Here is a 17462-nt window from a genome sequence, read left to right as displayed (position 1 = left end):
GCGCCCGGATCCAGAAACTCGATGCGGCAAAAAACAAGGGATAGGAATCAGGCCGTCTTGGGCTCGAACGTCATCGCCAGGCCATTCATGCAGTAGCGCAGCCCGGTGGGTTTTGGGCCGTCATCGAAGACATGGCCCAGATGCCCACCGCAACGTCGGCAGTGAACCTCTTCGCGCAGCACGCCGAAGGAGCGGTCCTGTCGGGTGGCGACGGCCTTGTCCAGCGGCATCCAGAAACTCGGCCAACCGGTATGGCTGTCGAACTTGGTCGTCGAGGAGAACAACGGCAGGTCGCAACCGGCACAGGCAAACGTACCGTCGCGGTGCTCATTGTTGAGCGGGCTGCTGTAGGCCCGTTCAGTGCCCTCTTCACGGAGGATTTCGTACTGTTCGTCACTCAGGATCGCGTGCCATTCACTGTCGCTGTGGGTCACTTCGAACACCTCTGCCGCGTCCGCCTCGCTGATCAGCGCGGTACTGGAGGAAAATTTGGGCAACAGGCCGATAGCCAGGGCTGCAACCCCCAGTCCGCCGCTCACTGCGAGAAACTGCCGCCGCGAAAATCGTCTTGAATCCATCGCCGCCTCCAAAAATCCTGGGCCGTTTTCATTGAACACAGCCTAGGCTTGGGGTGATCGCCAAATCCTCACGGGGAGTTAAACAATTCGTGATAACTCCGGCCGCGGAAAAGCCGCACAATGCCCGGGTATTTCTATGTAGGAGCGAGCCTGCTCGCGATGGTGTGTCAGGTACGCAGGTGTCGACTGACACTCCATCGCGAGCAGGCTCGCTCCTACCACGAGCAGCATTTCGCACAATGCGTTCATTGCGCCGAAGGATTGAGCTGGATGGAACAGACCAAACGTGTCCTCGTGGTCGAGGACGATTTGCATATCGCCGACCTGATCTGCCTGCACCTGCGCGATGAGCAGTTCGAAGTGGTGCACTGCGCCGATGGCAACGAAGGCATGCGCCTGCTGCAGCAAGGCAGTTGGGACGCGCTGATCCTCGACCTGATGCTGCCCGGCGTCGACGGCCTGGAAATCTGCCGGCGCGCCCGTGCCATGGCGCGCTACACGCCGATCATCATCACCAGCGCCCGTTCCAGCGAAGTGCACCGGATTCTCGGCCTGGAACTGGGGGCCGACGATTACCTGGCCAAGCCGTTTTCCATGCTCGAACTGGTGGCCCGGGTCAAAGCGCTGCTGCGCCGGGTCGACGCCATGGCGCGCAACCTGAAAATGGATGCTGGCAGCCTGATCCTCGACGGTCTGGCCATCGATCCGATCACCCGCGAAGTGTCCCTCGACGGTCGGAGCCTGGACCTCACGCCGCGAGAATTCGACTTGCTCTACTTCTTCGCCCGCCAACCCGGCAAGGTGTTTTCGCGCATGGACCTGCTCAATGCCGTGTGGGGCTATAGCCACGAAGGCTACGAGCACACGGTCAACACCCACATCAACCGCCTGCGCGCCAAGATCGAGACCGACCCGGCGCAACCGGTGCGCATCCTGACGGTGTGGGGGCGCGGCTACAAATTCGCGACTGGGGAGGAGCAGCCATGAGGTTGACCCTGACACAACGCCTGTCGCTGGTGTTCGCCGTGTTGCTGCTGGTGTGCTGCGGCACGTCGGCGTGGATGCAGGTGCGCTCCAACCAGATGCACGAGCAGGAAGTGGTGCAAGGCTTGTCGCGGGACCTGGCGCAACACATCGCCAGCGACACGGTGCTGATGGACACCAAGGGCCTGATGCCCGGTGCCGTGCGCGATCTGTTCAGCCAGTTGATGCTCGTCAACCCGAGTGTCGAGGTGTACCTGCTCGACACCGAGGGCAAGATTGTCGGCAGCGCCGCGCCGGAGGGTCGGATACGCCGCGAGCGGGTCGACCTGGCGCCGATCCAGCGCCTGCTCAGGGGCGACGCCTTGCCGATTCCCGGCGACGATCCACGCAGCGTCGACGGGCGCAAGGTGTTCAGCGCCGCGCCGCTCAAGGTCGATGGCAAACCGGCCGGGTATCTCTATGTGGTGTTACTCGGCGAAGACCATGATCGCCTCGCCGAACGCGGTGCGACCAGCGCGGCGCTGAATACGGCGCTGCTGTCCATCGGCTTGGTGGCGTTGCTGTGCCTGATTGCCGGTCTCACGGCGTTCGCCCTGATCACCCGGCCATTGCGCCGCCTGACCGAAACCGTCAGCCAGTTCGACATCGACGGCGTTCCGGTCACGCCGCCCACAGCGACTCCGCTGGAGAAAGCCGCCAGCCATGACGAAATCGCCATACTCGACGCCACGTTCCGGCAGATGCAGGCACGCCTCGGTGAGCAATGGCGCACCTTGACCCGCCAGGATCAGGAACGCCGCGAACTGGTGGCGAACATCTCCCACGACCTGCGCACCCCGCTCGCGTCGCTGCATGGTTACCTGGAAACCCTGTCGCTCAAGGATGCCACCCTGTCCCCCGCCGACCGTCGTCGTTACCTGGGCATCGCGCTGGACCAGAGCCGCAAGGTCGGTGGCCTGGCGCAATCGCTGCTGGAACTGGTACGACTCGAACATGGCTTCGTGCAACCGGTGCTGGAGCGCTTCTCCCTGACCGACCTGGCCCAGGACATCTTCCAGAAATTCGAGCTGACGGCCGAGGCGCGGCAGGTCGAATTGAAGGCCACGTTTGCCCCAAACGTTTCGGCGGCCTGGGCTGATTTGGGGTTGATCGAACGCGTGCTGACCAATCTGTTCGACAATGCCTTGCGCCATACCCCGCCAGGTGGCGAGATCGAACTCGGCTTGCGGCCACAGGGATCGTTTATTGAAGTCACCGTCAGCGACACCGGCCCCGGCATCGCCCCCGAGCTGCGCGAAGGCCTGTTCCTGCGGCCGTTCAATATTGGCGGGGCACGGCGTGATGGCGGGTTGGGCCTGCGGATCGTGCACCGCATCCTGCAATTGCACGGCCGCGACATTCAGTTGATCGATGTGCCAGGGCGTGGCGCGACGTTCCGCTTCTCTCTCGCAGTGGATGAAGCCACCGCGTCGGCGTTGGCAGAGCGTTCAATGAACCTGAACACACCGGGGCACGCCTGACGGGCCGAGGCGTCCCATCGCGGGCAAGCCAGCACCTGCAGCGAGGTGCACGCCTTGATTTGCTCCGTTGGCCTGTTGGTCCGTGACAACCCCGCCCCGGTCCAATAGATTAGGCGGCCTGAAAAGGCCCCCGTGCTTTCTCGCCTCTATTCAAGTTAAAAGAAGTAGTGAAATTTCAATGTCCGATTCCAACACCGCTGAATCCGTAGTCACCTTGTCGTCCAAAGCGGAATACGAAAACTCCATCAATCTTTCACAACACGTGCCTCAGGCGAAAACCATCAGTGAGATGGTCCTCGACGCGTTTCAATCGAGCCGTGAAAGCGATCAGATCCGCGAACTGCGCGCGGCGATTCGCCAGGCCCACGACAACTTCGACGACGACAAGGCTTACGAGTTGATGGGCGAACTCAAGCAGCTCAAGGACGCCGAAGCGGCCGACATCGCCGCCCTGGAAGACCTGAGCAGCAAGTTCCCGATCAGCCGCATCCTCTCCAGCTTCAAGGACGACCCGGCCTTTCAGGAGATCGTTTACGGGCTGGCATTGAAGGTGCTGAACCAGACGCACCAGGCCATCAGCAACCCGAGCAGCGGCAAGAGCAAGGCGGCGCGAGCCAAGAAGGATGCCGAAGTGTTCACCATCAGCAAGGACGGCATGAGCGTGACCCTGCCGCTGCGCACTCCGCGTTCGCGCTTGAACGTTGACCGTGACGCCCTGGAATTCCTGGGCTTTACCTTCGTCGGCGAAGGCGATGAAGCCGAGTTGGAAAGTGATACGTTCCTGGACAACAGCGGCGCCCCCCAAGCCGTCAACCGCAAGAACATCATCACCGCCCTGCAGCAGCAAACCGCGTTCGACGGCTACAGCATCGCCGCGCAGTAACCCGATACACCCTCGGCTTGCCCTGTAGCGAGGGGGCCCCCTCGCCACCGGCAAGCCACCTCGCCACAAGACCCCATAGACTCATTTAAGAGCCCCGCCCCAGCGCGGGGCTTTTTATTGCCCGTGATTCCTCGCAATCCGCGATTACTCTTCCAGTATCGACGCCAGAACCACCTTCCCTTAAACCCTTGAGCACCACGGGTCCGCCTGCGGGGGAGCGTCACCTCACTTTCCAGCCCAAGACCTCAGTGGTGCGATTGCTGAGGTCATCATGAACACGACGCCCTTGTATCGTCAGCTAGCCAACCACTACCTGGACGCCATCCGCAGCGGCACCCTGAAAACCGGTGAACGATTTCCCTCGATTCGGCTGATGATGGAAAAGCACGCCGTCAGCCTGTCGACCGCGGTGCAGGTGTGCCGCGAGCTGGAGGACTACGGAGTGCTGGAAGCGCGGCCACGCTCCGGCAACTACATCCGCCAGCCCGACACACCGGTCAAACCCGCCCCCGCCGCCCCGCCGCCACTCCTGGACACCGGGGTCTACGTCGGCATTCACGAACAGGTGTCCTCGGTGCTCAAGGCCAGCCAGCGGGCGACGATCAAGGTCAATTTCGCCAGTGCCTATTGCGCACCGGAGCTGTACCCGCTCAAGACCCTGCAAGACAACATGATCAAGGCGCTGCGCCACGATCAGCATTTGCTCGATGCCGCCGGCTCGACCTGCGGCAACAGCGCATTGCGCAACATACTGGCCCGTCGGGCGCTGACCACCAAGACCCATCTGACAGCCGATCGCATCGTGATCACCAACGGTGCCACCGAAGCGATCAACCTGGCATTGCGCGCGGTGACCCGGCCCGGCGACGCCGTGGCCGTGGAATCGCCGACGTTTTACGGCCTGCTGCAAATTCTCGAAAGCCTGAACCTGCGCGTACTGGAAGTCCCGGCCACGCCCCACAGCGGGATCAATCTTCTGGCCCTCGAACAACTGCTGCAAGGTCCGGAACGGATCAAGGCGCTGATCGTCATTCCCAACCTGCACAACCCGCTGGGCAGCATCATGCCGGATGCCAACAAGGCGCGGCTGGTTCAGTTGTGCACCGAACACAACACCGTGCTGATCGAGGACGACACCTACGGCGATCTGGTAGACACCGAGCAGCCGTTATCCACGCTCAAACACTGGGACCGCACCGGCAACCTGATCTATTGCGCTTCGCTGAACAAAACCCTGGCGCCGGGCCTGCGCCTGGGCTGGATCAGCGCGGGGAAATGGCACGACCGCGTAGAGATGCTCAAACACACCCAGTCCCGTGGGTGCGAGGCGTTGTCGCAACTGGCGGTCAGTGCGTTCATGGGGACACCGTCCTACGAGCGTTACCTGCGTCGCTTGCGCAAAACCCTGACGCAACAGCGCCTGCAAATGAGCGCAGCGATCACTCGCTACTTTCCCGAAGGCACCGGTGTGACCCACCCGCAGGGCGGTACCTTGCTGTGGGTGGAACTGCCGCGCGAGCACTCGGCCATGGCGTTTTTCCATGAGGCGCTGAAGGTCGGCATCCAGATTTCCCCTGGGGATATCTTTTCCAATGCCAAGCGTTTCAATCACTTTGTGCGCATTGGCTGCGGAACGCCGTATTCACCAAAAATCGACGAGGCACTGCAAACTTTGGGGCGAATCCTCAAGGACCATGGCTAGCCCACAGGGGATCTTGAACACAGGATTCATGCACGACCACCATCAACTGTGGGAGCTGGCCTGCCAGCGATGGCGGACTATCAGACCCATCCATGGTGAATGTACCGCCGCCATCGCGAGCAGGCTCGCTCCCACAGGGGTGTTTCAGTGAGCGAAGGATTCGTGCACGACCACCATCAACTGTGGGAGCTGGCCTGCCAACGATGGCGTCATGACAGACACATTGCTGTTGCCTGTGCCGCCGCCATCGCGAGCAGGCTCGCTCCCACAGGGGCATTTCAGTGAGCGAAGGATTCGTGCACGACCACCATCAACTGTGGGAGCTGGCCTGCAAGCGATGGCGGACTATCAGACGCATTGATGTTGCCTGTGCCGCCGCCATCGCGAGCAGGCTCGCTCCCACAGGGGCATTTCAGTGAGCGAAGGATTCATGCACGACCACCATCAACTGTGGGAGCTGGCCTGCCAGCGATGGCGGACTATCAGACACATCCATGGTGAATGTGCCGCCGCCATCGCGAGCAGGCTCGCTCCCACAGGGGCATTTCAGTGAGCGAAGGATTCGTGCACGACCACCATCAACGGTGGGAGCTGGCCTGCCAGCGATGGCGGACTATCAGACACATTGATGTTGCATGTACCGCCGTCATCGCGAGCAGGCTCGCTCCCACAGGGGAATTTCAGTGAGCGAAGGATTCGTGCACGACCACCATCAACGGTGGGAGCTGGCTTGCCAGCGATGGCGGACTATCAGACACATCCATGGTGAATGTGCCGCCGCCATCGCGAGCAGGCTCGCTCCCACAGGTTTGGGTGTTCTTCAGGTCGGGGATTGGTGCAGGCTGATGATGTGCGGGTCGTCGTTCCAGTGCGGGAAGCGTTCGGCGATCAGGGGGTCGTGACCGGGAATCACGTGGTCTTCGCTGTCGGCCAGGCGATCGATTTCGCTGAAGGCTTCAAGGGTCTGCGCCAGGTCGTCAAGGATCGGGAACGGGCTGCGCTCACGGATGTTGACCCACAAATGCGCAGCATCCGAGGCCAGCACGATCCACCCGCGTTCGGTATTGACCCGCACCACCTGACTGCCGGGTGTATGCCCACCCACCGGGTGCAGCGTCACACCGGGCATCACCTCGACCGTACCGCCGTGCAAGCGCATCCGCCCTTCGAACAACGGCGGCAGCGCCGACATCACATCGTCGACCTCGTAGGTTTTATTCACCGTGCGATGGGCCATTTTCGGCCCGGTGCAGAAGCGCAGTTCCGCTTCCTGCAGATGCACCGTGGCCTTGGGAAACAGCCCGAGATTGCCGGCATGGTCCCAGTGCAGATGCGTCAGGATCAGGTGCTCGACCTGCGCCGGATCGATGTCCAGTTGCCGCAGGGACTCCTCCGGCAGGCGATACATCTGACGATGGCGCCGATCCGCCGTGGCCGGTTGAAAACAGGTGTCGACCACGATCACCTGCTGCTCGTTGCGGATGACCCAGAAGTAATAATCCAGCGGCATCGGCGCATGGGGATCACCGCAGCAGGCGTCGTAAAGGAAATTCTCCCGTGCGGTGCGCTGGGCATTGGCGCCGACACGGATGGCGAACACTTCGTACACAGGAACTGACATGGGCGCCTCCGGTTCAGGCCGCTGCGGTGGTATTGAGGGTCGGACGAAAATCGAAATCGATCTGCTCGCTGATGCCCAGATCCTGCGCCAGACGATGCAGGCCGCTGTAGTCGCGCATGATGGTGGCGTTCTTGTTGCTCTCGCGGGTGTCGGCAATGATCAGCGCGGCGTCTTCGACCCCAAGCTGCGTCAGAATCGCCTCCCACATCGAGTAGTCCTGGGCGATAAAGGCACTCAGCGCCTGCGACAAGGTGCGTGCGAAAAATGCCTGCTGAGGCGCCTGCATGTTGGCGTACATCACCTTGGCCACTTCGGCCAGCACCTTGCTGTGGGCGTACTCATCGCGGTTGTGCTGTTCGGCCACTCGACGGTTTTGCGGCTGGATGGTCTGGTCGTCCGCCAGCAGATCCAGATAGGCGTTGACGCTGATCTCGGCCACCACCGCAAAGGTGATCGCCGCCAGATCCTTCTGCCATTGCTCGGTCAGTGTTTCACGCAGGGCCAGCAGGCGCAGGTAGGTGACGGACGGCGGCAAGTCCAGATCCTGATCCAGTGCCCGGTCGACCTTGGTGCGCTCGATGGCCCGCAGGTGCATCAGCGTGTGGTAATGCTCGTCGATCAGGGTCTGCTGCATCGCCTCGCGAAAATGCCAGTCGTCCTTGCCCAGGTACTGGTTGGCAATGACGCTCAGCGCCGGATTCACGACGTGCTCTTCGGCGGTGACGGTGCGCAAGTTGTAGCCGATCCAGCCCCAGGTCACCACGCTGCTCTTGAGCGTTTCGCTCAAGGCCTGGAATTTGGGGTGATGGAAAAACGGCACCATGCGCTCGGGGTAATCCGGGCGCGCCGGGTCGAACACTTCATCGACCGACCACTTGTCCGGCGAGCAGACGGTGGCGCGCCGGGTCCAGGCCTGATTGAGCCGCACGATCAGTTGATGATCGACCTTGGCGATCTCGATTGCTGTTTGCATGACGCGATACCTGTAAGACGCGTACCCACCAGGGGTACGCCAAAAGAATGAAGGGCGACGGAAAAATCAGGCCAGCCAATAGCGGGTCAGGTGGCGCGCCGGGTCAGTGTAACGACTGCGGGCGTGGATCATTCGCCAGTTGTCCCAAATCAGCATGCAGCCATCGGGAATCAGCACCGGGATGTTGTGCTCGACGAAATACGCCTCGCCGAGCGTGGCAAACCGGGCCAGCGGCGAGCGGCTGTTGGCGACCTGGGATTGCTGCAAGGCTTCCTTGGAAGGATTCACGTCGCCGTAGTGAAACTGGTTGTAACTGAAGCGGAAAATATCGCCGTCCTCTGTCGGCGTCAGGATGTATTCCTTGACCCGAGATTGCGCGGGTTCGCCGGGTTTGGCAGTCGCGACGAACTCCACCGGCGTGTCGTCCAGCCACTCGCGCAGTTCCGGCTCGGTGCGCTCCAGGGACTTCAGGAATTCGTAACCGTCCACCAAGCCGGTATGCCCGCCACCGCAAGTCGCCTGATGGTGACAATGCAGGGCCAGGTAACGCGGTGGCGGCCCGTATACCGGCGCTTCGGTATGGGGGCCGATGCCGTTCATGCTCTGGGAGTACGGCAAGTCTTCGTAGCCCGGTTTGCGGGTAATGGCAAAGGCCGTTTGCCCGTTGAACTGCGGAATGATCGGACCGAACTCATGCAATGTGCCTGTCACGTCATGGGCGAATTCGCCGGGGGTCAGGACAGTCCAGCCACAGGTCGACAATTCTTCATGGCGATGATCGAGTGAGACGTAAGGTTTGGACGCAACAATCCCTTGATTTGGCATGGTGAAATTCCTGGCGGTTGATCAGGCGTTTACGGTTGAGGTGTAGGCAGCAATGAATTGGCGACAAGCATCACCCGGTCGATAGTGCTGCTCATCGATGCTCTGTACGGGGGTGATTTCGGCGGCGGTTCCTGTAAGAAAACACTCATCGAAGTCGCCCAGTTGCGTCGGCAGAATCGTCGCTTCGACCACCTGATAATCCAGGGCCGTGGCCAGCTCGATCACGGTCTGCCGGGTAATGCCGTTGAGGAAGCAGTCGGGCACCGGCGTGTACAGCGTCCGGCCTTTGACGAAGAACACGTTGGCGCTGGTGGCTTCGGCGACGTGGCCGCGCCAGTCGAGCATCAAGGCGTCGTGGTAACCGCTGTTTTCCGCGTCGTGCTTGCTCAGTGTGGCGATCTGGTAATGCCCGGACGCCTTGGCCTCGAAAGGACTGCTGCTCGGCGGTGGACGTCGCCAGGTGGCGGTCTTCAACCGGATACCGGCCATGCGCGCCGCCGGATCGAAATAGCTCGGCCATTGCCAGCAAGCGATGGCCACATGCACGCGATTGAAGCGCGCCGAGGTGGAAATCATCTCGCTGCCGCGCCAGGCCACCGGTCGCAGGTAACCGTCGCTGACGTTGTTGCGTTGCAGCAGTTCGTGGCTGGCCGCTTCCAGTTCGGCCAGTTCAAACGGGATCGCAAAATCCATCCATTGCGCCGACCGATACAGACGCTCGCTGTGTTCGCGCAGCTTGAAGATCTTGCCGTTGTAGACGCGCTCCCCTTCATACACCGTGCTCGCGTAATGCAAGCCGTGGCTGAGCACATGCAGGCGCGCCTGGGACCACTCGACGAACTCGCCGTCGAGCCAGATCCATCCTTCGCGTTGATCAAACGGGATACCGCTCATGTCCTTGTCTCCCCAGTGTTCAAGATTCGTCCTACGCCGTTTGCAGCAGGACCGGTATCAATTCGGGCGCTGACTCAAGCAACCGCTCAGGCTCGCTCTGAAAGAAAAACCTTCGCTCGCCAAAGGCCGGTTGCAAGTCATCGAACCAGGTCACCTGCGGGTCGAAGCGCGCGTAAAAGGTGCGCAACACCCATTGCGGATCGCGGGCCTGGAGGAACTGCAGGACAAAGACTTTTTCCCCGGCGACAGTCTCGATGCCGTTGATCAACACCTTGCCGTAGAAGGTGCTCATGGACGGCCCGCGCACCGTGCGCGCAAGGCCCGACACCGTGCGGTACGCGGCCTGGAAGATTTCGAACGCACGGGCCAGCGGCATCGCGAAGTAATGGCTGGGGCCGGTGTCGCGCTCGACGAACATGTAATAAGGCACCGCCCCGAGCCGCACGCCTTCGGTCCACAGCGCCGCCCAATCGGCAGGGTTTTCGTTGATGTGGCGGATCACCGGCGCCTGCATGCGCAGGGTCGCGCCCGTGGAGCGGATGCGTTCGACAGCCTGACGGGCAATGTCCTGGCGAATCTCCACCGGGTGGTTGTAGTGCCCCATGATCGACAGGTTTTTCCCTGCCGCGACGATCCGCTTGAACAGCGCCAGCAGCTGCGGCGCGTCCTTGTCAGTGACGAATCGTTGCGGCCAATAGGCCACCGACTTGGTGCCGATGCGGATGTTCTTCAGGTGGGGCAATTCCAGCAGCGGCTCGATGTACCCGGCCAGGGATCGGCTGTTCATGATCAGCGGGTCGCCGCCGGTAATCAGCACATCGGTGACCTCGGTGTGCACCCGCAGGTAACTCACCAGTTCCTGGGATTCGCGCGCATTGAACTTGAGTTCTTCTTCGCCGATGAACTGCGCCCAACGGAAACAGAAGGTGCAGTACGCATGACAGGTCTGACCGGCACCGGGGAAAAACAGCACGGTCTCGCGGTACTTGTGCTGAATGCCCGGCAGGACTTTTCCGTCGAGGGTGACGCCGTTGTGCGTCAGCTGCCCCGCCGGGTGCGGGTTCATGCGCAGCCAGATCGCCTCGATCCGCCGCTTGATGGCGGCGCTGTCGTCCTGCTCGATCAACTGCTTGAGCGATTGGTACTCGTCTGGCAGCAGCATGTCCTTGTGGGGAAAGGTCATGCGAAAAATCGGATCGTCCGGAATGTTGTTCCAGTCGATCAGTGTTCCCAATACGTATTCGTTGGTACGAAACGGCATGACCCTGGCCACCACGGTCATGGCCTCCTGCAACGCCGGCGTCAACCGCTGCCAGTAAGGCGTGTCGCGGATGGTGCGTGCGTTATAGGGTTTGTATTTTTCGTGCTCCGACAGTCCTTGCATGGCAGCGCTCCTGTACTGGCGGTGGTTACTGGATGGCGGGCGCTTTGCGCTCTAAGTCCATCCATGCCCGGACGCTGTCGCGATCCCACTGGCGCTGCACATAGGCCGCCAGGCGCGCCGGAACTGGATCACCATTGGCAACCAGTCGGTTGAGCATGATCGCCAGGTCGGTGTCGGCAATGCTCCAGTCGCCGAACAGGTGCTCGGCGCCCTCCTCCAGCAAGCGGTCCGCCACGAAGAACAACCGGTCGACGGCGGCCCGGGCCTCGTCGGACAACGGCGTGTCCTTCTTGCCGAAATACACCAAGTCAAACGGACGCTCCCTGCGCACCACCAGCAGATCGCTGCGCAACCAGGCCTGCAATTGACGGGCACGGGCGCGTTGCTTGATGTCTTGCGGGTAAATTCTTTTTGAGTCTGGAACGAGCTCTTCCAGATACTCGGCAATGGCTGAAGACTCCGAAAGCGCAAAACCTTCGTGAACTAACACCGGGATTTTGCAAGTCAGCGAAAGATCGCGGTAATTTTCCAGATAGTTTTCACGCGCCTTCAAATCCAGCGTAACCAGCTCAAAGGAAAGTTGCTTTTCCTTTAAAGCCACAAAAGCCGACATGGCAAAAGCACTGACATAGTCCGCACCCAGATACAGCTTTAATTTCGTACTTTCCATAGAACGCTCCCTTGCATCAAACACATTAATCCGTTGCATTTGAAGCGATCGTAGTAAGTTGATTAAGCGCTGAACAGATACAGAAATTATCTGTTTCTATCGATACAGAAATCAGGGCATTTCAATTGTCCGAGGGCATTTTTGAGGTACGTAAAAATCAAAAAAGGGAGTCCGCGTACGCGGACTCCCTGGTGTGCAGCCGAGAAGAAATTACAGCGGGCGGGGTATCAGGCCAACGTTGTCGGCATGATTGGACAGCAATGCCATTTGCGGCATGTTGCTGAGGTTGAGCATGGCCAGCGCCTCGGTGGTGCTGGTGTTGACGAAGCCGTGGCGGGTCCAGGCCGGCACCAGCAAGACATCCCCGGGGCCGATGTTTACCTCGTCTGCATCCCCCAGTGACAACGTGCCGCTGCCCGACTGGATAATGAACAGATGCCACCAGGCATGGGCATGGCCATCGAGTGTGGAACCCGGCACCAGCCATTGCATGGACACCGCCATGCCGGGCGTCAATTGGCAACCTTCCAGCGTATTATCGTGAGCCAGCGCAACTATATCGACGTCGCTGGCCTCAAGGGTCTGGCGCATATCGCCAAGTTCGGAACATCTCCACACACGAGGTTTGATCGGTTGCCGATCCAGACTCTGGCGAAAGTCCTTATATGAAAAAAACGCACCCTGAACGTTATTCATTAGCTGCTTCCAACTTATTCTGCCGAAGTGTATTACCCGACCTTAGGCCAACCCTTCAACAGTGTAAAGCCGGTCAATTTCATTTATAATGCCGACGGTCGCAACGCCACGATCATATCCACTTCAATGGCCGCATTTTTTGGCAATTGATAAACACCGACTGTGGTGCGTGTATGTTTCCCGGCGTCACCCAGTACGTGACTGAACACATCCGACGCACCGTTGGCGACTTCACTGAGGTCGACAAAATCCGCCGTGGACTTCACATACACCGTTACCCGAATCAATGACTTGATCTTGTCCAGCGAACCGATGGCATCCACGATCAGCGCCAACCCCCGCATTGCACTGATGCTGGCGGCCGCCTGCGCGTCCGCCATGTCGAGTTCCAGTCCGACCCGCCCCGGGTAGTGGATTATGCCGTTCATGCGCGGCACCAGACCGCTGATATACAGTTCATCGTGATGACGTATCAGCGGCGCGTAATGCCCGCCTGCGGTGTTCTCGCCGTAGATGTCATAGTCAAATTCCTGTGCCAGAGCGATGAAGCGCTCATCACAGGTCATGTGTGCATTCATTTACTTTTCCCTCTTGATCAATACTGCAAAAAACATCGATCGCCGCTGCTTGTTCCACGACTCAACCCACAGCCCTTGCCGGTGCGGCCAGGCTGGTGATCCCGACACTTGATTCAATGGCCTCGGCCAGCCGCGACAGGTCCTGGCTGAGGTCCTCGTATCGCTCGTTGAACAACACGATGTGGCCGATGAACGAAAAGTTGTCTTTCACCAGTGCACTGACCGAATCACCGATGTGCTTGGTCAGCACCGCTTCCACCAGCTCGATGTTCAGCGAACGGGCCAGCGACGGGATGTCCGGTACATCCCGCAGGATGCCGCCGGTGTTCGCTCGCAACAGGCGGATGCCGCAGTAGCCGCGCGGCACCGGATCGTGGTTGGCGACCTGGCCTTCCACGGCCCAGCGGACCCACCGCTCCCACGGGTCGAAGTCGATGAACGCCTTACGTGCCAGGTCCCAGATGTGCATGCCACCGGGACGCATGTTGGTTTCCACCGCCGAGGTGCGGTGATTGGCCCTGTGGAAAACTTCGTTGTGCCAGGCCCCGTTGTCCTGCGATACCAACCCTGCCATGTGTCGGCCGGCGGCCATCAGCCGCGCCTGTGCGTCCGCTGCCAACGGGGCGGGCACCACTTGCTGGATCTCGGCGCGGTAGGCGCCATCGGTGGTGGTTTTCTCGGTGATCCAGGTGCTTCCGGCGACATAGTCCCAGCTGTATTCCCGGGCGTTCTGGATCAACTCTTCGAGTACGATGCCCCCCTCGCGATAGGGCTTGAGCGCCTGCCAGGCCTCGTCGCACTCGGACGGGTGCCGAATGACCCGGCAGCCGCGGCTGGCACCTTCGCAGGCAGGCTTGATGAACGCCTTGCCGCCCATTTCGATCACGCGCTGACGCAGTTCCGGAAGGCTCTCGATCCGAGTGGAAAGGATCGGCCGGTAATCCTCGGGCGCCTCTGTGGCCGTCGCTTCGAGCTGGCGGAAAATCTGTTTGTCGAGCCCCGCCCGCGCCTCGGCCGGGGTGATACCGGGCAGGCCGAAATGGCTGGCCAGCGCCGCACCGAGCAGCACACCGCGATCCGAAAACGGCAGCACCCCGATCAGTTTCCAGCGATCGGCATTGAGGCAACCGACCACCAGTTCGAGAGAGGCCGGAACGTCTTTCTCGGCCAGCGATGTACTGCAAACATGATCAGCGACCTGATCGTCCTGGGGCTGGATCTGCTCGACCAGCAGGATGAGCCTCGCGTTGTACAGCGACTTGCACAAATCGCGCAGCTTCCGGACATCGTGAACCCGGCTGCCGTTGTACCCCACCACTACTACACACGAAGTCGTATTCATAAATCCCCCGGCTTGCCAAATGAAAACCGAAACGGCGATGGCTCAGTCATGCAGCGACGCGATCGATTTACGGTTGAGCCAATACCAGACCAGAATCCCGCCAGCGCCGATGGCCGCCAGCACCAGCGCGTTATAGGGCGGCGGCATGACCCGCATGATCAACACGGTCAACCCGGCGCCGACGCCCAGGGACACTTCCTTGACGAACATGTTGTTCTGCTTGACCGAGAAGTAATCGAGGTGACTGAACGCGCACTCGGCGATGGACAGCAGCGCCACCCAGACCAGCGCGCCGACCAGGGTTTCGACGTGGAACGCCGCCGGTGAAGACAGCACCGCAAAACCGCCGACGATGATGGCGATCACTGTCAGCACCTTGAAGCGCCCGGTGCGCTCGATCAGTTTCATGACCGGCACTTGCGCGAAGACCACCACGGCGCTGTTGAGGATCAGCATCAGGCCGTACCAGGCCGGCAGTTCGCCGGTCTTGAGCAGGATCGCTTGCGGCAGGATCGAGAACACGCCAAACAGCTTGATGCCCATGATGACGCCGGCGATGACCCACGGCAGTTTGTTGGCCCAACCGCTGCCGTCCTTGCTGGCCGGGCGCGCCACTGCAGCTTCGGTGGTGAAAGTCGCGCCCATGGCGATGGGCAGGCACAACAGGACGAAACTGGCGGCGCCGAGGAAAAACATGCCCGGGGTCAACAGCGGCGACAGCAGGATCAGACCTGCCAGCAGGCTGCCCATGTTCATGGCAACGCGGTTGTAGGCCGCGCCTTCCTTGGTCTGTGCCGCTTCGCTCTTGATCAGGTAACCGGCAATCGCGATGCCGTAGGCAAACAGCGCCGCGGCAAACATGACAACGCCCTGGTTGTGGGTGACGGCCAACAGCACCAGGCCGGCGGCAGCGCACAGCAGCGTGACACTCAGGGAACGGCGACCGAGGACCAGCAACGTCAACGGCAGCAGCAACAACAAGGCCCGATACCCCAGGGCCAGAATGCTGTTGGTGGCGGTATCGAGCCAGACGTTGGCCTTGCCCAACACCGCGAACAACGCCACGGCCGTGATGATTCGAATGGTGAACAACCGCAGGTTGATCACCGGTTTCGCCACGACGGCGGTTGTTTCTAAACTCATGCGGCACCTCATGAACCTGGCGACGAAACGACTGGCAGCAGGTCGATAATCCGAAAACTTTCCAAAGTGATAGTAAAAAGAGATGCCTGTCTTGATCAGAGCAAGTTCGTATAGAATCAAACGAACTTTACTGCCGGAGAGACCAGTAAAATGCAGGCTCAGCGAGCAGTGATCGCCGCTATCGAGTTCCAGCCAGGTGTGCCGCTGGTCCAGCAGATCGTCGATCAACTCACGGTGGCGATCAGCCAGGGCGGCCTGCCCCACGGCTCCAGGCTGCCGCCGATTCGCGAACTCTCCGACTTGATGCACGTGGGCAAGTCCACGGTGGTCGACGCCCTGGACCGCTTGCGGGCCAAGGGCCTGGTGGTTTCCCGCCAGGGTTCGGGGCATTACGTACACCGCTCCAGCACTACGCTGCCAGCCAACGCCGGGCCGGACCTGCTCCCGCAAGACACCCTCAGCGTCGTCCGCCGCGCCGTGCTGCTGGACAATGGTGCGCTGCGCCCAGGGGCCGGTTTTCTGCCGTCCTCATGGTTGCCTGCCGAAGAATTGCTCAAAGCCGTGCGCGGAACGCTTCGCGCGACCACCTTGCGCATGGGCGAATACGGCAACGCCAGCGGTTACCTGCCTCTGCGCCAGGCCTTGCGGGTCAAGATGTCGACCTTGGGCATCGAAGCGCCGGTGCAGCAGATCATCACCACCGCCAACACCGTACAAGCCATCGACATGCTGATGCGCCTGCTGGTCAAACCCGGCGACACGGTGCTGCTCGACGACCCGTGTTACTTCACGATGCACACCAATCTGGCCTGGCATGGCGCCAAGGTCATCACCATCCGCCGCGGGTGCGACGGCATGGACCTGGACGCGTTCGAGCAATTGCTGATCACCCATCGTCCCGTGCTCTACATGACCAACAATGCCCTGCACAACCCGACCGGGCACTCGTTCACCTCGGCGCAGGTTTACCGCTTGGTGGAACTGAGCCATCGCTACAACTTCCACATCCTCGAAGACGATTTGTACTGCGACATGCAGCAACGCCGAACGCCGCGCCTGGCCGCGAGCGGGCTGGACAATGTCTCTTACGTCTCCGGGTTTTCCAAAACCCTGACCGCCAATAGCCGCGTCAGCTTCGCCGTACTGTCACCGCAACTGGCGGCGCGGATGGTGACGCTGAAAATGGCCTGCGGTGGCATGACCTCGGAAATGGCCGAGCAGATTATCTGCACCATGCTCAGCGACGGCAGCTACGCCAAACACATGCGCCGCACGGTGGACCGGCTCTATGAGTCGAACAGCCGGGTGGCGGCGTGGCTGGGCGAAGCCGGGTGTTCGGTGTCATCGCTACCAGGGGAAGGGTTGTACATCTGGACCCGATTGCCAGAAGGATTCAAAGCCGAGTGCCTGGCCAGAAAGGGTCTGGAAATCGACCTGGTATTGGCACCGGGAACCTTGCTCAGCAAATCGCAGGATGCCAATCAGTTTCTGCGATTCAACGTGGCGCACAGTGATCACGTGCAGGTGCGGGAGCGGTTTTTCCGGTTGCTGGACAGGCCGCAAAAATAACTGACTGTCTTCGATCCTGTGGGAGCGGGCTTGCCCGCGAAGAGGCCGTCACATCCAGTATCAATGTCGCCAGACACACCGCCATCGCGGGCAAGCCCGC

The 17462-nt window shown here is 60.8% G+C and carries 16 protein-coding genes; 5 read left to right on the top strand and 11 right to left on the bottom strand.

Translation table 11 applies throughout. The features are described from left to right. Window positions 1-47: 47 nt before the first annotated feature. A complete protein-coding gene (msrB, locus tag GQ39_RS30040; RefSeq protein WP_047537989.1) occupies window positions 48-578 on the bottom strand; it encodes a peptide-methionine (R)-S-oxide reductase MsrB in 531 nt (176 codons plus the stop codon). A gap of 270 nt (window positions 579-848) precedes the next feature. Here msrB and GQ39_RS30035 point away from each other — a divergent pair, with 270 nt between their 5' ends. The 4 genes from GQ39_RS30035 (at window position 849) to GQ39_RS30020 (ending at window position 5667) form a co-directional block, all read left to right on the top strand. Next, window positions 849-1565 (top strand): response regulator transcription factor, encoded by a 717-nt coding sequence (locus tag GQ39_RS30035; protein ID WP_047537987.1) that lies wholly within the window; start codon window positions 849-851, stop codon window positions 1563-1565. Then, on the top strand, window positions 1562-3082 hold the full coding sequence (locus tag GQ39_RS30030; protein WP_047537984.1) for a sensor histidine kinase: 1521 nt from the start codon (window positions 1562-1564) through the stop codon (window positions 3080-3082). The genes GQ39_RS30035 and GQ39_RS30030 overlap by 4 nt, the downstream gene beginning before the upstream one ends. Before the next feature lie 178 nt (window positions 3083-3260). Beyond that, window positions 3261-3965, top strand: a complete 705-nt coding sequence (locus tag GQ39_RS30025; protein ID WP_047537981.1) for a hypothetical protein — start codon at window positions 3261-3263, stop codon at window positions 3963-3965. Between the two features lie 271 nt (window positions 3966-4236). Beyond that, complete coding sequence (locus GQ39_RS30020; protein WP_047537978.1) at window positions 4237-5667, top strand: aminotransferase-like domain-containing protein; 1431 nt, start codon at window positions 4237-4239, stop codon at window positions 5665-5667. A gap of 820 nt (window positions 5668-6487) precedes the next feature. Here the strand turns inward: GQ39_RS30020 and GQ39_RS30015 are convergent. From GQ39_RS30015 to GQ39_RS29970, 10 genes are all read right to left on the bottom strand, one after another. Beyond that, window positions 6488-7288, bottom strand: coding sequence for an N-acyl homoserine lactonase family protein (locus GQ39_RS30015; RefSeq protein WP_047537976.1), 801 nt, complete (start codon window positions 7286-7288; stop codon window positions 6488-6490). A gap of 13 nt (window positions 7289-7301) precedes the next feature. Next, window positions 7302-8261 carry a diiron oxygenase gene (locus tag GQ39_RS30010; RefSeq protein WP_047537973.1) on the bottom strand — a complete coding sequence of 320 codons (960 nt, stop codon included), beginning with the start codon at window positions 8259-8261 and terminating at the stop codon, window positions 7302-7304. 66 nt (window positions 8262-8327) lie between these two features. Next, on the bottom strand, window positions 8328-9086 hold the full coding sequence (locus GQ39_RS30005; protein WP_047537970.1) for a TauD/TfdA family dioxygenase: 759 nt from the start codon (window positions 9084-9086) through the stop codon (window positions 8328-8330). 21 nt (window positions 9087-9107) lie between these two features. Next, window positions 9108-9980, bottom strand: coding sequence for a branched-chain amino acid aminotransferase (locus GQ39_RS30000; RefSeq protein WP_047537967.1), 873 nt, complete (start codon window positions 9978-9980; stop codon window positions 9108-9110). A gap of 31 nt (window positions 9981-10011) precedes the next feature. Next, complete coding sequence (locus tag GQ39_RS29995) at window positions 10012-11364, bottom strand: KamA family radical SAM protein (RefSeq protein WP_047537965.1); 1353 nt, start codon at window positions 11362-11364, stop codon at window positions 10012-10014. 25 nt (window positions 11365-11389) lie between these two features. Beyond that, window positions 11390-12034 (bottom strand): glutathione transferase, encoded by a 645-nt coding sequence (yfcF, locus tag GQ39_RS29990; protein ID WP_047537962.1) that lies wholly within the window; start codon window positions 12032-12034, stop codon window positions 11390-11392. A gap of 210 nt (window positions 12035-12244) precedes the next feature. Beyond that, entirely contained in the window at window positions 12245-12730 is a 486-nt protein-coding gene (locus GQ39_RS29985; protein WP_047537959.1) for a cupin domain-containing protein, read from the bottom strand. Window positions 12731-12813: 83 nt separating this feature from the next. Continuing rightward, complete coding sequence (locus tag GQ39_RS29980; protein WP_047537957.1) at window positions 12814-13308, bottom strand: RidA family protein; 495 nt, start codon at window positions 13306-13308, stop codon at window positions 12814-12816. A 61-nt stretch (window positions 13309-13369) separates the two neighbouring features. After that, on the bottom strand, window positions 13370-14650 hold the full coding sequence (locus tag GQ39_RS29975; protein WP_047537954.1) for an ATP-grasp domain-containing protein: 1281 nt from the start codon (window positions 14648-14650) through the stop codon (window positions 13370-13372). A gap of 42 nt (window positions 14651-14692) precedes the next feature. Beyond that, entirely contained in the window at window positions 14693-15793 is a 1101-nt protein-coding gene (locus tag GQ39_RS29970) for a hypothetical protein (protein ID WP_047537951.1), read from the bottom strand. A 150-nt stretch (window positions 15794-15943) separates the two neighbouring features. Here GQ39_RS29970 and GQ39_RS29965 point away from each other — a divergent pair, with 150 nt between their 5' ends. Continuing rightward, window positions 15944-17362 (top strand): aminotransferase-like domain-containing protein, encoded by a 1419-nt coding sequence (locus GQ39_RS29965; RefSeq protein ID WP_047537948.1) that lies wholly within the window; start codon window positions 15944-15946, stop codon window positions 17360-17362. Window positions 17363-17462: the final 100 nt, after the last annotated feature.

Origin of the sequence: Pseudomonas sp. 11/12A (assembly GCF_000800055.1) — a bacterium.
GTDB classification, from domain to species: Bacteria; Pseudomonadota; Gammaproteobacteria; order Pseudomonadales; family Pseudomonadaceae; genus Aquipseudomonas; species Aquipseudomonas mohnii.
Note: the sequence above shows the minus strand (reverse complement) of the source record. Positions and strands in the feature narration are given on the sequence as shown.

Coding starts and splice junctions, on each gene's coding strand:
- GQ39_RS29995 (WP_047537965.1), bottom strand. CDS start 11,364: ATGCAAGGACTGTCGGAGCACGAAAAATACAAACCCTATAACGCACGC.
- GQ39_RS30015 (WP_047537976.1), bottom strand. CDS start 7,288: ATGTCAGTTCCTGTGTACGAAGTGTTCGCCATCCGTGTCGGCGCCAAT.
- GQ39_RS30020 (WP_047537978.1), top strand. CDS start 4,237: ATGAACACGACGCCCTTGTATCGTCAGCTAGCCAACCACTACCTGGAC.
- GQ39_RS30035 (WP_047537987.1), top strand. CDS start 849: ATGGAACAGACCAAACGTGTCCTCGTGGTCGAGGACGATTTGCATATC.
- GQ39_RS30000 (WP_047537967.1), bottom strand. CDS start 9,980: ATGAGCGGTATCCCGTTTGATCAACGCGAAGGATGGATCTGGCTCGAC.
- GQ39_RS29975 (WP_047537954.1), bottom strand. CDS start 14,650: ATGAATACGACTTCGTGTGTAGTAGTGGTGGGGTACAACGGCAGCCGG.
- GQ39_RS29970 (WP_047537951.1), bottom strand. CDS start 15,793: ATGAGTTTAGAAACAACCGCCGTCGTGGCGAAACCGGTGATCAACCTG.
- GQ39_RS30010 (WP_047537973.1), bottom strand. CDS start 8,261: ATGCAAACAGCAATCGAGATCGCCAAGGTCGATCATCAACTGATCGTG.
- GQ39_RS30030 (WP_047537984.1), top strand. CDS start 1,562: ATGAGGTTGACCCTGACACAACGCCTGTCGCTGGTGTTCGCCGTGTTG.
- GQ39_RS30025 (WP_047537981.1), top strand. CDS start 3,261: ATGTCCGATTCCAACACCGCTGAATCCGTAGTCACCTTGTCGTCCAAA.
- GQ39_RS29985 (WP_047537959.1), bottom strand. CDS start 12,730: ATGAATAACGTTCAGGGTGCGTTTTTTTCATATAAGGACTTTCGCCAG.
- GQ39_RS30005 (WP_047537970.1), bottom strand. CDS start 9,086: ATGCCAAATCAAGGGATTGTTGCGTCCAAACCTTACGTCTCACTCGAT.
- yfcF (WP_047537962.1), bottom strand. CDS start 12,034: ATGGAAAGTACGAAATTAAAGCTGTATCTGGGTGCGGACTATGTCAGT.
- GQ39_RS29980 (WP_047537957.1), bottom strand. CDS start 13,308: ATGAATGCACACATGACCTGTGATGAGCGCTTCATCGCTCTGGCACAG.
- msrB (WP_047537989.1), bottom strand. CDS start 578: ATGGATTCAAGACGATTTTCGCGGCGGCAGTTTCTCGCAGTGAGCGGC.
- GQ39_RS29965 (WP_047537948.1), top strand. CDS start 15,944: ATGCAGGCTCAGCGAGCAGTGATCGCCGCTATCGAGTTCCAGCCAGGT.